This is a genomic window from Frankia sp. CeRuru1 (assembly GCF_977966315.1).
Map to the genome: position 1 here is coordinate 1 of NZ_CDWWEW010000056.1, position 13881 is coordinate 13881.

Consider the following 13881-nt stretch of genomic DNA (forward strand, 5'->3'; position numbering starts at 1 on the left):
GTCCCACCCCACGTTCTCGAACGCATTGTCCGCAACGGCACCGAGGAGCAGCGTTCCCGGGCCCTGTCCACCCTGCTCCAGGACACCTCTCATCGCACCATCCGGGTGCATAACGCCCTGATGCGCTCGACGCGGCGCGGTGCCGTCCCACCGCGGCTGGCACCCGCGACCGGCCCGCGGCGCACCGTCAGCGACGCGGGCGGCACCGAGATCCTGCCGGGTGCGGTGGTTCGCGAGGAGGGTGGCGCCGCGATCGACGACACGGCGGTCAACGAGGCCTACGACGGCCTGGGCTCGACGTTCGCGTTCTACTCCGACGTCCTCGGCCGGAGCTCCATCGATGACGAGGGGATGGCTCTGCTCGCCACCGTGCACTACGGCGACCACTACGAGAACGCCTTCTGGAACGGCCGCCAGATGGTGTTCGGCGACGGCGACGGTGAGCTGTTCAAGCGTTTCACGGTGTCACTCGACATCATCGGTCATGAACTGACCCATGGCGTCACCGAGGACGAGGCGGCGCTGATGTATGTGAACCAGTCCGGCGCGCTCAACGAGTCGATCAGCGACGTCTTCGGTTCCCTGGTGAAGCAGTACGTCCGCGGCCAGACCGCCGAGCAGGCCGACTGGCTGATCGGCGACGAGCTGCTCACCGACGCCGTCCAAGGCGTCGCGCTGCGGTCGATGAAGGCCCCCGGGACCGCCTACGACGATCCGGTGCTCGGCGACGACATCCAGCCGGACCACATGGACCGCTACGTCCGGATGACCGCCGACAACGGCGGCGTCCACATCAACTCGGGCATCCCGAACAAGGCATTTTACCTCGCCGCGACGGCTCTTGGTGGATACTCCTGGGAGAAGGCCGGCCACATCTGGTACGAGACCCTGCGCGCACCGCAGATCCGGCCGAACACGACGTTCCGCGCATTCGCCTCGGTGACCGTGCGCCAGGCCGGCCTGCTGTTCGGTGCGGACGCGCGGAAGGCCGTCTCCGAGGCGTGGCAGGCCGTCGGCATCGCCGTCCGCGCATCCGGGTAATTCGGACCATCACGCCCGGCGGCATCGGACGTCACCGCCCGGAACCACCTTGCCCGCCTTCGCGGCCCGGGCCCGCAGCAGCTCGCGGATGCGCTCCGCCGGCAGCGGAGGCGAGATCGCCTCTCCCTGCAGCAGGTCGCAGCCGAGGTCGACCATCATCGTCAAGGTCCGTTCGTCCTCGATGCCCTCACCGACGACCCGCAGCCCCAGGCGATGTCCCAGATCGAGCACGGAACGCACGATCGCGGCGTCGGGCAGGCTCCCCCGGACGTCCGTGACGAACCCCCGGTCGATCTTGACCTCGTCGAACGGCAACGTCTTGAGGATCTCCATCGAGCTGTACCCGGTGCCGAAGTCGTCGAGGGAGAGCGCCACTCCGTGGGAGCGCAGCTGACCCAGCATCGTCGCCGCACGCGCGGGCTGGGTGACCAGGGCGCTCTCGGTGATCTCCAGGGTGAGGACGTCGGGGGCCAGCCGGTGCGCGGCGATCGAGTCCGAGACCACCCGGGGAAGGTCGTCGAGCACCAGCATCCGGGGGGAGAGATTGACCGACACCGGCAGGTGCAGGCCTCCCACGTCCCAGGCGGCACACTGCCGCAGCGCCTCGTCGAGAACCCACCGGGTCAGGTCCGCGATCAGGGGGGACCGCTCGGCGATCGGCAGGAACTCGCCGGGGGGGAGCAGCCCACGGCTCGGGTGCCGCCACCGCAGCAACGCCTCGGCACCGACGATCCCACCGGTCCGAGCCGACTGGACCGGCTGGTAGTACAGAACGAGCTCGTCGCGGCCGATCGCGGCGCGCAACTGGGCGTTCAACGCGATCTCCTCGGGCCGCACCCCGGCGATGCCGGCCTCCCACAGGCCCACGCTCTCCCCGACCCGCTTGGCCCGCAGCAGAGCCGCATCGGCGCAGCTCATCAGGGTGGCCATGGTCGCGCCGTCGCGGGGGGCCACCGCGATGCCCACCGAGGCGTCCACCTCGACGTCGACCCCGCAGACCTGGAAGGGCCCCTGGATCTGGCGGAGGACCCGCCGGCCCAGGGTGCGCCGCCGCCCGGCAGCTAGGGCCGCGGGCAGGGGGCCGCGGACGGCCGGCGCGCCCGACAGACCGAGCGGGACGGGTGAAGCGGATGAGGCGGATGAGGGGGACGGCGCCGGGGTGATCTCGGGTCCGCGGAACACCAGCGCGAACTCGTCCCCGCCGGCCCGACCGACGAACACCGGCCTCGGGGTCAGGGTCGGCAACGTCTCGGCAATCATCCTCAGCAGCTGGTCACCGCCGAGGTGACCAAGCGCATCGTTGACCTCGTGAAACCGGTTGAGGTCCACCAGGACGAGGACAGCCTCGTTCCCCGCGGCGTTGATCTTCGCAACGGCGGACTGCCCGATTTCCATCGTCCCGCCCCGATTGGCCAGGCGGGTGAGGGGATCGGAACGGTTCTGCAGCAGGCCCTCACGGAACAGGGCCTTCGCCACCGCGCCCACGAGCACGACGGCGGCGATGGTGGAGAACATGGGCGCGGCGGCCTCGGCCAGTCCGTCGTGGGCGATGACGCCGGCGACGACGGCACCGCAGACGGCCGCGGTGCCGGCGACGGCCCAGCCGACGGGGACCAGAGCGGCATAGGCGCACAGCACCGGGAACCAGGTCAGGTAGGTGTCCGCGTTCCGGCCGGGCGCCGCGCTCGCCAGCGCGAAGGCGAGCGCGGCGGCGAGCGAGGCGACGGCGACGGGCGGAATCCAGCGCCCTCTCGGGTTAGCCACCAGCCCGACGACAGTGTTGCCGACCGCGACCACCAGACCCAGCCAGCTGCCCCAGCGCAGATGACCCGGGGAGCCCGGAATGCACCCGGCGAGCAGGAAGAGCACCGCCGCGATCGCAGGGGTGACCACGAGAAAACGCCGACGGCCGGCGAACGTACGCCCGCTGATCAAAAACAGCTTCCTCCCGCGCTGACCCGCGATGAGCCCGACCGAACGGACCGAGCGGATCAGGCGGGCCGAACGGAGACGAACCGCACCGAGCGGGACGTCGCCCCGGGTGTCGCGGCGACCCCGCATCCGAGAGATCACGGTGCACGACGGCGACAGGACCGGGTCAGGTTTCCTTCCAACATAGCCGTCGATCCGGCGTGACCGACATCACGGCCAGCAGTTTCCTGGCACCGATGCAATTTCACGGCACCGATGCAATTTCACGGCTCGGTACAATTCCTCGACCGATACCGGATACGAAAGGAAATCCGGGAAACCAGCGGATTAATTCAACACAAAAATGGCATCCGGGGTACAGGAACGCTCAGTGACAGGAAGGCTCAGTGAGCCGCGTCGTCCCAGGTGCGGCCGGCGCCAACGCTCACGTCGAGCGGCACCGACATGGTGTACGCGGAGGTCATCTCGGCCCGGACTAGCCGCTCGATCGCCTCGTACTCGCCGGGCACGATCTCGAGGACAAGTTCGTCGTGCACCTGGAGCAGCAGCCGGGAGGCGTACCCCCCGGCACGCAACGCCCGGTCGACCCCCAACATCGCAATCTTGATGATGTCCGCGGCGGAACCCTGGATCGGCGCGTTCAACGCCATCCGCTCGGCCATCTGCCGCCGCTGGGAGTTGTCACTGGTCAGATCGGGCAGGTAACGACGGCGGCCGAGGATCGTCTCGGTGTAGCCGTCCTTGCGAGCCCGTTCCACGACCCCACGCAGGAAGTCGCGGACCCCGCCGAACCGGGCGAAGTAGGCGTCCATGTGCTCCCGGGCCTCGTCCGGCGCGATGCCGAGCTGCCCGGCGAGGCCGAACGCGGACAACCCGTAGGCCAGGCCATACGACATCGCCTTGATCCGCCGGCGCAACTCCGGGTCGACCTCGGAGACCGGCAGGCCGAACGCCTCGGCGGCCACGAAGGTGTGCAGGTCCTCGCCGGAGCCGAACGCCTCGATGAGGCCCTCGTCACCCGAGAGATGAGCCATGATCCGCATCTCGATCTGCGAGTAGTCCGCCGTCAGCAGCGTCTCGTAGCCCGCGCCGACGACGAAGGCCCGGCGGATCTGGCGCCCCTCGGCCGTCCGGATCGGGATGTTCTGCAGGTTCGGGTCCGCGGAGGAGAGCCGGCCGGTCGCGGCGATCGTCTGGTTGAACGTGGTGTGGATGCGCCCGGCGTCGTCGATCATGGGGATCAGCGAGTCGACGACCGTCTTGAGGCGGGCCACGTCACGGTGCCGCAGCAGCACCGGCAGGAGCGGATGGTCGGACTGGACCGCCAGCCAGGCGAGGGCGTCGGCGTCCGTGGTGTAACCGGTCTTGATCTTCTTGGTCTTGGGCAGGCCCAGCTCGTCGAAGAGGATCTGCTGCAGCTGCTTGGGGGAGCCCAGGTTGAACGGCCGGCCGACGATCTCGTGGGCCTGCGCGGCGACCGCGCTGACCTCGCCGCCGTAGCGCTTCCGCAGCTCGGCCAGGTGCTCGGAGTCCACGGCGATGCCGGCCCGCTCCATGCCGGCCAGGACCGTGACCAGCGGGAGTTCGATGTCCCGCAGCAGGGTGGCAGCGGAGCGGCGTTCAAGGTCCGCGTCGAGGGCGTCGGCGAGCTCGAGGCAGGCCCGGGCCCGCACGGCGTCCGCGTGCGCCTGGTCGGCCTCGCCGGAGCCGTCGAGGGTCAGCTGCTGGCCGCCCGGGACGGGGTCGGCGGACAGGTCGCGATGCAGGTACCGGGCGACGAGATCGGCCAGGTCGAAGGACCGCTGGCCGGGCAGAGCCAGGTAGGCCGCGAGCGCGGTGTCGCTGGTGACGCCGGCGAGCGGCAGGCCGAGCTCGGTCAGGGCCAGCATCGGCCCCTTCACGTCGTGGGCGGCCTTCGGCTGGTTCGGGTCGGCGAGCCAGGCGCCCAGCGCCGCCACGTCCGCGGGGGTGAGCAGCGTCGGGTCGATCCAGGCTGCGGCACCGCCGGCCGCAGCCAGCGCGAGACCGGCGAGCACGCCGGTGCCGCGCCCCCAGGTGCCCCGGGCGTGCAGGCCGGTACGGCCGGCTCTGTGGGCGTGCTCGGCGAGCCACCGGGCCACCTCGCCCGGCCCGAGCACGGTCAGCTCGATCTCGAACCCCTCGTCGGCGGCAGGCGGCGCGATCGCGAGGGCCGCGTAGAGCCGCTCCCGCAGCACCCGGAACTGCAGCGTGTCGAACAGCTGGTGGACGGCCTCCCGGTCCCAGGGCCGCATCCGCAGGCCGGCGGGGACGACGTCGAGCGGCACGTCACGGGACAGCTCCGTCAGGGAACGGTTGCGGATGACCTCGGACAGGTGGGCGCGCAGCGACGCCCCGGTCTTCCCGCCGATCTCGTCGGCATGGTCGACCAGTTCGGCCAGCGAGCCGAACTGCTGGATCCACTTGGTGGCGGTCTTCTCCCCCACCCCCGGCACCGACGGCAGGTTGTCGGAGGGATCCCCGCGCAGGGCCGCGAAGTCCGGGTACTGCACCGGGGACAGGCCGTACTTCGCCTGCACTTCGTCGGGGGTGAAGCGGACCATGTCGCTGATGCCCTTGCGGGTCATCAGCACCGTCACCCGCTCGTCGACCAACTGCAGCGCGTCACGGTCACCCGTGACGACCAGCACGTCCATCCCCTCGGCCGCGCCCAGGGTCGCGAGCGTGGCGATCACGTCGTCGGCCTCGTATCCCGGCGCGCTGACCCCCGGCACCGCGAGGGCGTCGCACACCTGGTGGATGAGGCTGACCTGGCCGACGAAGTCGGCCGGGGTCTCAGCCCGACCGGCCTTGTACTCGGCGTACTGGGTGTGCCGGAAGGTCGGGGTCGGCAGGTCCCACGCCACGGCGACATGGGTCGGCCGCTCGTCGCGCAGGACGTTGATGAGCATGGAGGTGAATCCGTACACCGCGTTCGTCGGCTGGCCCGTGGTGGTGGAGAAGTTCTCCACCGGCAGCGCGTAGAAGGCGCGGTAGGCCAGCGAGTGCCCGTCAAGCAGCAACAACCGGGGCGTCGCCGGGGTCGGCTTCGCGGGGCTCGATGGCGCGGGACTCGGCGAGGGCGCGGCCGGGCCGGCCGCGGTGGCCACGGTGGCGGACGCTGCCGGGCTCCCGGACGGGGACGAGGTGGGGGACGAAGTGGTGACGGACACGCGGCGAGTTTAGGCCGTGGGTCGGACAGTTTCGCCGCGAGCGGGCGGACCGACGCGTCGACCACGTCGCTCCGTCACGTCGCTCCGCCGATCGGTCAGGTCCGCCGATCGGTCAGGTCCGCCGATCGGTCAGGTCCGCCGATCGGTCAGGTCCGTCCGGTCACGGTTTGACGAGGGAGCTGACCGGGCCGAGCACGGTCCGTTTCCCGGCCCGGACCTCGTACACGTAGACCGTCGAACCCTCGACCTCACCATTCTTCCGGAATCTGATGCGCTTGGTGACCCCGGGAACGTCAACCGAGCCGAACCGGGCGAGCACGGCCTCCCGCGTCGCGCCGCTACCGAGCCCGCGCAGCACCTCGATGACGGCGTTCGTGGCGTCATAGGCCTCGCCGGAATAGGTTCCAGGCCGCGCATCGGCGTTGATCGTCTTGTAGTCGGCGACGAACCCCGCCGCCGCAGGATCGCTGTTCGGGTCACCGCAGGGGCAGGTCAGCAGCATTCCCTCGGCGTTGCCGGCACCGGCCTGGCGGATGAGCTGGTCGTCGTTCGCGCCGTCGCCGCTGACGACCTTCCCGGTGTACCCCTTGCTGCGCAGCGCCCTGGTCAGCAACGCGAGTTCCGCGTAGTAGCCCGAGTAATACACGGCATCCGGATTCTCCGCGAGGATCTTCGTGGCCTGGGACGTGTAGTCCTTCGTCGGATTGATGCCGTCGTGGACCACGCGGATGCCACGACCGGTCAGAGCCTTCTCGAGCGCTCCGGACAAGCCGGTGCCGTATTCGCTCCGGTCGTCGAGAGAGTAGACCTTGTCCGCCTTCACGACCTTGGCGAGGTATTCCGCAGCGGCGGATCCCTGCACGGTGTCCGGGGCGATGACCCGGTAGAAGCTGGTGAACCCGAGATCGGTGAGCGCCGGATTGGTGGCCGACGGGCTGACCGACAGCAGCCCGGCCCTGCTGTAGAGCGGCTCACTCGACTTCGTCGGTCCGGAGAAGACGGGGCCGACGACGCCGATGACCTTCGGATTGTCGATCAGCTTCTGTGCGGCGGTGGGCCCCTGCTCGGCCATACCCTGATCGTCCGAGGCGACCAGGCGCAGCCTGAACGGCAGATCCTTGCGCCGGTTCGCCAGCTCGACGGCGGTCAGCACCCCGTCGTAGGCGTTGATGCCGAGCTGCTGGTTGTCGCCGGAGAGCGGCCCCTGAAAGCCGATGACGTATTCCTTTTTCCCGTCGTCACCGGACGAACCACCGCCGCAGCCGGCAAGGACGGCCGCGGCCGTCAGCACACCCACGGATCCGAGGGCCCCCCACCGCGTCACGCTCGGTCGGGGCACGCCCCGTCGCCGTCCAGGACCCGTCATGACACGCCCTCCCACAGCACATCGCTGCCGCCACCGCCCCCTCGGCGTCAGAACCCGGTCCGCCGCCACCGCATCATTGGCAACCGATCGAAAGCGGATAGTGACGAAAACGTAACCTTCGGAGAGGCGGAAGGGAAGCGCAACGTGAGCGTGTCGTAACTTGAAGGAGGTTTCGCCGGTGGGTCCGAAAGCGAACGACCTGATCGGAGAAGCGAACGACCCGGCAGAACCCGCAACGGCCTGGTCGGAGGATGCCGGTCGCCGCAGCCATTGCGGCAGCCGCCGCAGCGTCATCGCCGGTCGGTCAGTTCTCCGTCTTCAACGGGACGAATCTGCCGCCGAGTACCGTGTAGAGCACGGCCGTGGGCGATCGGGTGTCCCCCCAGCGGTCGAAGGCGACGGAGCCGATGATCCCCGCGAACGAGCCGCTCCCGATCGCCGTCACGAGGTCGTGCCTGGTGGCCGCGTCCACGGTCGTCCGGCCCGGCAGCACCGTGGCCGCTGCGCGGATGATCGCCCTGGCGGCGTCGTACGCATAGGCCGCGACCGCGGGGATGGCCTCGGCCCGCCGCAGCTCCAGCTCCGCGGCGGGCTCGTTCACCCCGGACGTGCCGCGGGTACCGGCGGCCGGCGGCCCGTGGGGCCCTTCCTCCAGGCCCGGCCCCGATGCCGGTGCCGATGCCGGTGTCAAGATGCCGTGGACCGCACTCGGGGTGGTGGTAGCGCCCCGGCCGGGCGAGGCGGTCTCCGCTGGATCCTCCTGGCTCCGCAGGTCCGCAGGGTCCTCCTGGCCCCGCGGGCCCAGGGTCCCACTCGGCCGCCCACTCGTGCCAGGCGATTCCACGCCGCCCGAGGCCCCTGGGCGGGTACTGCCCTCGTCATCCGCCGGTCCCCCGAAGCGGTCGGAGTAGTCCGCGACGAAGGCGCCTGAGGACGGCAGCCGAGTCGGCGGGACCAGTGGACCGATGATCAGGTCGCCGTCGGCCGCCGACCTCGCCTCGTCGGTGTAGCGGGACTGGAGCAACGCGTCCGAACCGAGTACCTGGATCGACGTTCCCGCGTCGGCGAGCCGGGCCCGCAGTTTCCCGGCGAAGGCCGCACCCGTCGAGACATAGACCAGATCGGGGGCGTCCTCCTCAATCGCCCGCGCGGTGCCGGCGATCTCGGATCCATCCGTCTCGTCCCCCCGGACCTGGTATACCGATGTCACCGACGCGCCGAGGGCGGCGGCGCGCGCCGCGAAGCGGGCGCCCAGGGTCGTGCCGTATCTCGGTTCGCCGTCGACGACGGCGATACGCTTGCGGCCGAGCGTCCTGACCGCGTACTCGGCGGCGACCCGGGCCTGGCGCTCGTCCGTTCCGGCCAGGCGGAAGTAGGACGGGAAGGGCCGGGTGCGCGGCCGGGAACCGGAGTCGGTCAGTGTCGGGTCCGCGTTCGACGGGGAGACGACGGGGATACCCGCGGCGCTCAGCGTGGGCAGGGACACCTTCGCGACGAGTGAGCTCAGCGGCCCGACCACGCCGATGACCTGATTGTTCGCCACGAAGGCGTCCACGGCCTGCGCTCCCCCGTCCGGACGGGACAGGTCATCGTGGGCGGACAGCTCGATGCGCCAGCCCGGGATGGCCCCGGACTTGTTGGCCTCGTCGACCGCGAGCGTGACGGCGTTGCGCGCGCTCACCCCGTCCGTGGAGAGATCCCCGGACAGCGGCGCCATCACACCGAGGGTGGCGACCCGGATGACGCCGGCGCCGCCAGCGCCGCCGTCGGCGTCATCGCCGGCGCCGAGGCTGGCGGCCAGCGTGAACCCCAGGACCGAGGGCACCGCGAGGATCAGGACGGCGAGAGCCGCGAGCGCCGCGCGCCCGCGACCGGTGCGCGATCTGGCCCGGGTCCACCGCCCGATCGAACCGGCCATCGACGCGAGAGACGCCCGCGACGAATCGCTCACCCGGCTTCCGGGATCACGGACACGGAGGTCACGGACACGGAGGTCACGGACACGGAGGTCACGGACACGGAGGTCACGAGCTCGGCAACGCCTCGCCCGACAGCACGGCCTCGGCGACCGCCCGCATCGTCCGGCGCTGGTTCATCGAGGTGCGCTGAATCCAGCGGAAGGCATCCGGCTCGGTCATGCCGTGCTCGGTCTGCAGCACGCCCTTGGCCCGCTCGATGATCTTCCTGGCCTCCAGGCGCCCCTGCAGGTCCTCCACCTCGGCCTCGAGGCTCACGATCTCGGTGAACCGGCTCATCGCCATCTCGATCGTGGGCAGCAGGTCCTTCTTCTGGAACGGCTTGACCACGTAGGCCATGGCGCCGGCCTCACGGGCACGTTCCACCAGCTCCCGCTGGCTGAAGGCGGTGAGGATGACGACGGGAGCGATACGGTCTTTCGCGATCTTCGCGCCGGCCTCGATGCCGTCCATCCTCGGCATCTTCACATCGAGGATGCACAGGTCGGGGCGGAGCTTGCCGGCGAGGTTGACGGCCATCTCGCCGTCGCCCGCCTCCCCGACCACCTCGTAGCCCTCCTCCTGGAGCATCTCCCTGAGGTCGAGCCGGATCAGCGCTTCGTCCTCGGCGATCAGAACCCGGCGTGGGTTCGAGGAGGGTTGGCTCATCGAGTCGGACTCCTGGTCTCGGAGGTGCGTCCCTAGTGTGACAGGACGGACGATCGGGGTGGCCGTCCCGCCCCGGGCACGGAGGGCGGGAGGTCGAAACGCACCCTACCCGGATAGAGTCTTCAAGGAGAGGTTCCGGCCAGGTTCGACGGCGGTCTCCTCGCCCTCGTCCCGCCCGGTTCCTCCGCCCGTTCCACTTGCCCCAACTCGCCCCTGTTACGTCTGATCCAACACGCTCCACCCGCCGGCCCCGGTACTCCAACGGCAGAGAGACGGTGCTCAAACCACCGACAGTGTGGGTTCGAATCCCACCCGGGGTACCAGATAGATCGTTTTCGAACCTTGGTCACGGTCAAGCCTTGGCCACGGTCAAGATCCCCAACAGGGTCCAGATCGTGGCCGAGGTTTGTGTCCGCGGCCGGACCGGGCTTGTCACTGTCCCAGCCCTGCTCATGCCCGGCGCGGCCACCACCCCTGGCCACCGCCCGCCGAAACGCCTCTCCTGTCAGCGCGGCGTAGGGCTCGCGGAGGCATACGCCGGTTACGGCCGTCCCGTCCTCTTCGACCTCCGCCAAGAGCTTCATGAAGAAAGCCTGGTTACTCATGCGCCGCACCTGCGGCCCGGACAGCTGGTACACCTCGCCGCACCGGCCGACGAGCGTCAGGGCAACGGTCAGCGTGTCCGCAATCCGTTCGTAGATCATCTCGGCTGCCCGCAGGAAACGCTCAGCGTTCTTCAGTTCAGTAGCGATTCAGTAGCGATGCGCTCCTGCTCCTCGCGCCCCAGATCCTCTGGGATGCTCCCCATCACCACGCCCCGAGCCAGTCGCCGCCGTTCCTCGGCCAGCTCCGTCACTCGGCGCTTCGCCGACTGGGTCTCCGGTTCAGAACGCTGGTGCTGGCGGTCAAGCTCCGTCCGCAGCCCCGCGCGGATTTTCTCCTGTTCATCCTCGTCAAGACGCACGCCAGCATAGAAACGCTCAATGGGCGCTTCCTTCCGACGCCGTCGACGAAGGCGCGTCAGTGGTGGTGGCCGTGCCGGCCAAGGGTCTCCACGGGGGTCGCGCCGGGGCGGGTCCACTGCGGCACGGGGCGGCTGGTCGGTCCCCAGGTGGCGTTCCCGTCCGCGTCCGAGCGCCAGTACCAGCAGATCGGCGAGCCATGCCCACCGACCGGCGAGTCGGCCGCAGGGGCCTCGGGCCAGCCCTCGGGGTTGTCCTCCCACGCCTCGCGGCGGCCGTAGGGCGTCATGTCGAGCAGGCCGAGGGACCCGTTGGCCGACTCGTTGCCACGGCCCGTCGTGGAGTAGGTGAGGAACACGCGGTCGCCGTCGCGCAGGAAGCAGGTGATGTAACCCATGCTGCCGCCGACCGGCGCGTCCACGTCGCGCACCGAGTACCAGGGCTGGGTGTAGCCCATGAACTCGACGTAGGAGGCCACCTCGTCCCACCGGCCCGTGGTCAGGATGGCGAACGAGACGCCGCGGGCGTTGAGGTAGACGGCGTCCTTCAGGTGCCAGGCCGTGGTGGTGCAGCCCTCGCACTGCCCCTGGTGCGGCGCGCCGTCGTACCACATGTGCTTGTAGACCACGAGCTCGTCGCGGCCCTGGAACAGGTCCAGGAACGGGACCGGGCCGTCGGGTCCGACGACCTCGACCGTCCCGTCGAGCTCCACCATCGGCAGCCGGCGGCGGGCCGCGGCGAGGGCGTCGCCCTCGCGGGTGTGGGCCTTCTCGCGGACCAGAAGCTCGTCACGGGCGGTCTGCCAGGTGGCCAGGTCAACGACGGGCGGCCGGCCAGGCAACGCGGTGGTCGGGTCGTCCGGTGTGGTGGTCATGGTGTCCTCCGTGGTGTCTCGTGCCGGGCAGCGTCGTACGACGTCCTACGACGGTCGCCAGAACAGACTCGCGACCCGGCCGGAACGCATCGCGGCAGGGGGCGCCCTCGGCCAAGCCTGCACGGACCAGGTCGGGCCGACAAGTTCACAGACACGCTCTGGCACAGGCCACTGACAGCTCACCCAGCCCTCTGGACTGGGATGGCAAGGCCACCGTGCGCCGCGAGCGGCCACTCGATGCAATCCTATGGTATGGATCTGTCACCTCAGGCCACGTGGTGCGCCCGAGTATCTCACCGCGCCGGTAAGGGCATCGACGAGGGCGAGTTTGTGCTGCGGGGTGGCGCGGAACGTGCTTTGGCAAACTGAGGATCGAGCAACGGCGCCGTGAGGAGGCAGGGTGACCGCGAATACCGGTGGGGGACCACTTTCCCATCTGCCCGTCGCAGGCGCGGACGTCGAGATCTGGGGGATCAACGACTTCCTCGCCTCCGACGAGCGGCGCCCGACCAGTTTCATCACCAATTTCGGTAACTGGCAGGTGCCCGACCCGGTCGCTGCTGCCCTCGCGTCGAGGGTCGCGCACCTGGAATGGTTCCACGACACGGGGGAACTAGTCGCGATCGGTGACGTTCCCCATCGAGGGGCGGCGACCGTCGAGATCCCGCGCGTCGAAGGAGTGGTCGGGGAGCTGGCTGACATGGTCGCCGGTCCGTTCGGCAGCGGCGGCATGTCGTTCCGGACCGCCGACGGCGCGGTTCGCGAGTTCCCCGAGATGGTTGTCTCCGAAGGCACCCGCGTCGCGGTGTTGGCGGTCATCAAACAGAGCCCGCGGGTGCACGGGGTGCTGTGGGACTGGCACCGCTGGCACCGTCGCCCCGAAGGATGGGCCTGGCTGGAAGAGCGCCTGCTCAGCACTCGCCGCACGACAGGCGGCAACGACTGATCAGGGACCGGGACAGTTAACCGGTCGCTGCAGCGTGCCTTCTGCTCCTCTCACTCCTCGGGCACGGGCGGACGGCCGTGATGGCGTGGTGGGTGCGTGCGGAACAGGACGATCTGCGTAGCCGTAGGCGGGATCGCTCCAGCCGGGCACACGTTTGATCAGGCGCTCACTGTATGGGCATCAACGCGGATCGTGAAGGCTGTCCGCGATCCGGCCCAGTCCCACCGCCGCGCTATGACCGGTTGGGCGAGGCCGCCGGGCATCAGTGCTCTGCTTGCCGGATGGCGTGTTACGGCTTGCGGGCAACACCGCCGTAGATGCTGACCCGCGCTTCGGTCAGCTCCTCGACGGCGCTGCCGTCGGCCCGCCAGCGGTGAACGACCTGAACCCCGGGGTCGACCAGCTCCAACCCGTCGAAGAAACGTTCGACTTCGGATCGGCTGCGGGGCTGCACCGAAATCCCCTTCTGCCGGTAGGCTTCCGCCGCCCGTTCCGCGTCCGGATCATAATCTCCGGTGCCGTGGGTGAGGACAAGGTAGCTACCCGACGGCAACGCGTCGAGGAGCCGGCGCACGATCCCGTAGGGGTTATCCGCCTCGGGGATGAAATGGAAGATCGCGACGACGGACAGGGCGACCGGCCGAGTGAGGTCGAGGGTGCTGTGTAGCTGCGGAGCAGCGAGGATCCCGTCAGGGTCGCGCAGGTCGGCGTCGAGGTAGGCGGTGCGCCCCTGCGGGGTGCTGGTCAGCAACGCGCGGGCGTGGGTGAGCACGATCGGTACCACCCCTTGGTCACACATGGCAAGTGGTACTCGTGTGTCGGTCGTGAGCGCCGATGGGCGCGCATGGCGGTGTTCTGGGCGCGTAGGTGACGGCGGTCCCTTGTTCGGGAGATCAGGCGGCGGGCGGTCGTCGGACGAGCACGCCCGCGATGAGGGCGGCGACG

General features: G+C 69.9%; 10 protein-coding genes and 1 tRNA gene. 3 read left to right on the plus strand and 8 right to left on the minus strand.

What is annotated here, in order from left to right; genetic code table 11:
• Positions 1-1041: M4 family metallopeptidase (locus AC08OP_RS06535; protein ID WP_476613359.1), on the plus strand; the 1041-nt coding region annotated here is incomplete at its 5' end.
• Positions 1042-1050: 9 nt separating this feature from the next.
• On the opposite strand, the gene AC08OP_RS06540 is transcribed toward AC08OP_RS06535, so the two are convergent.
• The 5 genes from AC08OP_RS06540 to AC08OP_RS06560 form a co-directional block, all read right to left on the minus strand.
• Positions 1051-2976, minus strand: a complete 1926-nt coding sequence (locus tag AC08OP_RS06540) for a putative bifunctional diguanylate cyclase/phosphodiesterase (RefSeq protein WP_476613360.1) — start codon at positions 2974-2976, stop codon at positions 1051-1053.
• 380 nt (positions 2977-3356) lie between these two features.
• Positions 3357-6164 carry a DNA polymerase I gene (gene polA / locus AC08OP_RS06545; RefSeq protein WP_476613361.1) on the minus strand — a complete coding sequence of 936 codons (2808 nt, stop codon included), beginning with the start codon at positions 6162-6164 and terminating at the stop codon, positions 3357-3359.
• Between the two features lie 160 nt (positions 6165-6324).
• Positions 6325-7530: a branched-chain amino acid ABC transporter substrate-binding protein gene (locus AC08OP_RS06550; protein WP_476613362.1), complete on the minus strand. Its 1206-nt coding sequence runs from the start codon at positions 7528-7530 to the stop codon at positions 6325-6327.
• 304 nt (positions 7531-7834) lie between these two features.
• Positions 7835-9481 (minus strand): branched-chain amino acid ABC transporter substrate-binding protein, encoded by a 1647-nt coding sequence (locus AC08OP_RS06555; RefSeq protein ID WP_476613363.1) that lies wholly within the window; start codon positions 9479-9481, stop codon positions 7835-7837.
• Between the two features lie 73 nt (positions 9482-9554).
• Positions 9555-10154 carry an ANTAR domain-containing response regulator gene (locus tag AC08OP_RS06560; protein ID WP_476613364.1) on the minus strand — a complete coding sequence of 200 codons (600 nt, stop codon included), beginning with the start codon at positions 10152-10154 and terminating at the stop codon, positions 9555-9557.
• Positions 10155-10401: 247 nt separating this feature from the next.
• Here AC08OP_RS06560 and AC08OP_RS06565 point away from each other — a divergent pair.
• Positions 10402-10477 (plus strand) — tRNA-Leu (locus AC08OP_RS06565).
• A 413-nt stretch (positions 10478-10890) separates the two neighbouring features.
• On the opposite strand, the gene AC08OP_RS06570 is transcribed toward AC08OP_RS06565, so the two are convergent.
• Complete coding sequence (locus AC08OP_RS06570; RefSeq protein ID WP_476613365.1) at positions 10891-11118, minus strand: hypothetical protein; 228 nt, start codon at positions 11116-11118, stop codon at positions 10891-10893.
• 56 nt (positions 11119-11174) lie between these two features.
• A complete protein-coding gene (locus tag AC08OP_RS06575; protein ID WP_476613366.1) occupies positions 11175-11990 on the minus strand; it encodes a DUF899 domain-containing protein in 816 nt (271 codons plus the stop codon).
• Positions 11991-12390: 400 nt separating this feature from the next.
• On the opposite strand from AC08OP_RS06575, the gene AC08OP_RS06580 reads away from it, so the two are divergent.
• Positions 12391-12936, plus strand: a complete 546-nt coding sequence (locus AC08OP_RS06580) for a hypothetical protein (protein ID WP_476613367.1) — start codon at positions 12391-12393, stop codon at positions 12934-12936.
• Between the two features lie 289 nt (positions 12937-13225).
• Here the strand turns inward: AC08OP_RS06580 and AC08OP_RS06585 are convergent, their stop codons facing one another.
• Entirely contained in the window at positions 13226-13735 is a 510-nt protein-coding gene (locus tag AC08OP_RS06585; RefSeq protein WP_476613368.1) for an SAM-dependent methyltransferase, read from the minus strand.
• Positions 13736-13881 lie beyond the last annotated feature (146 nt).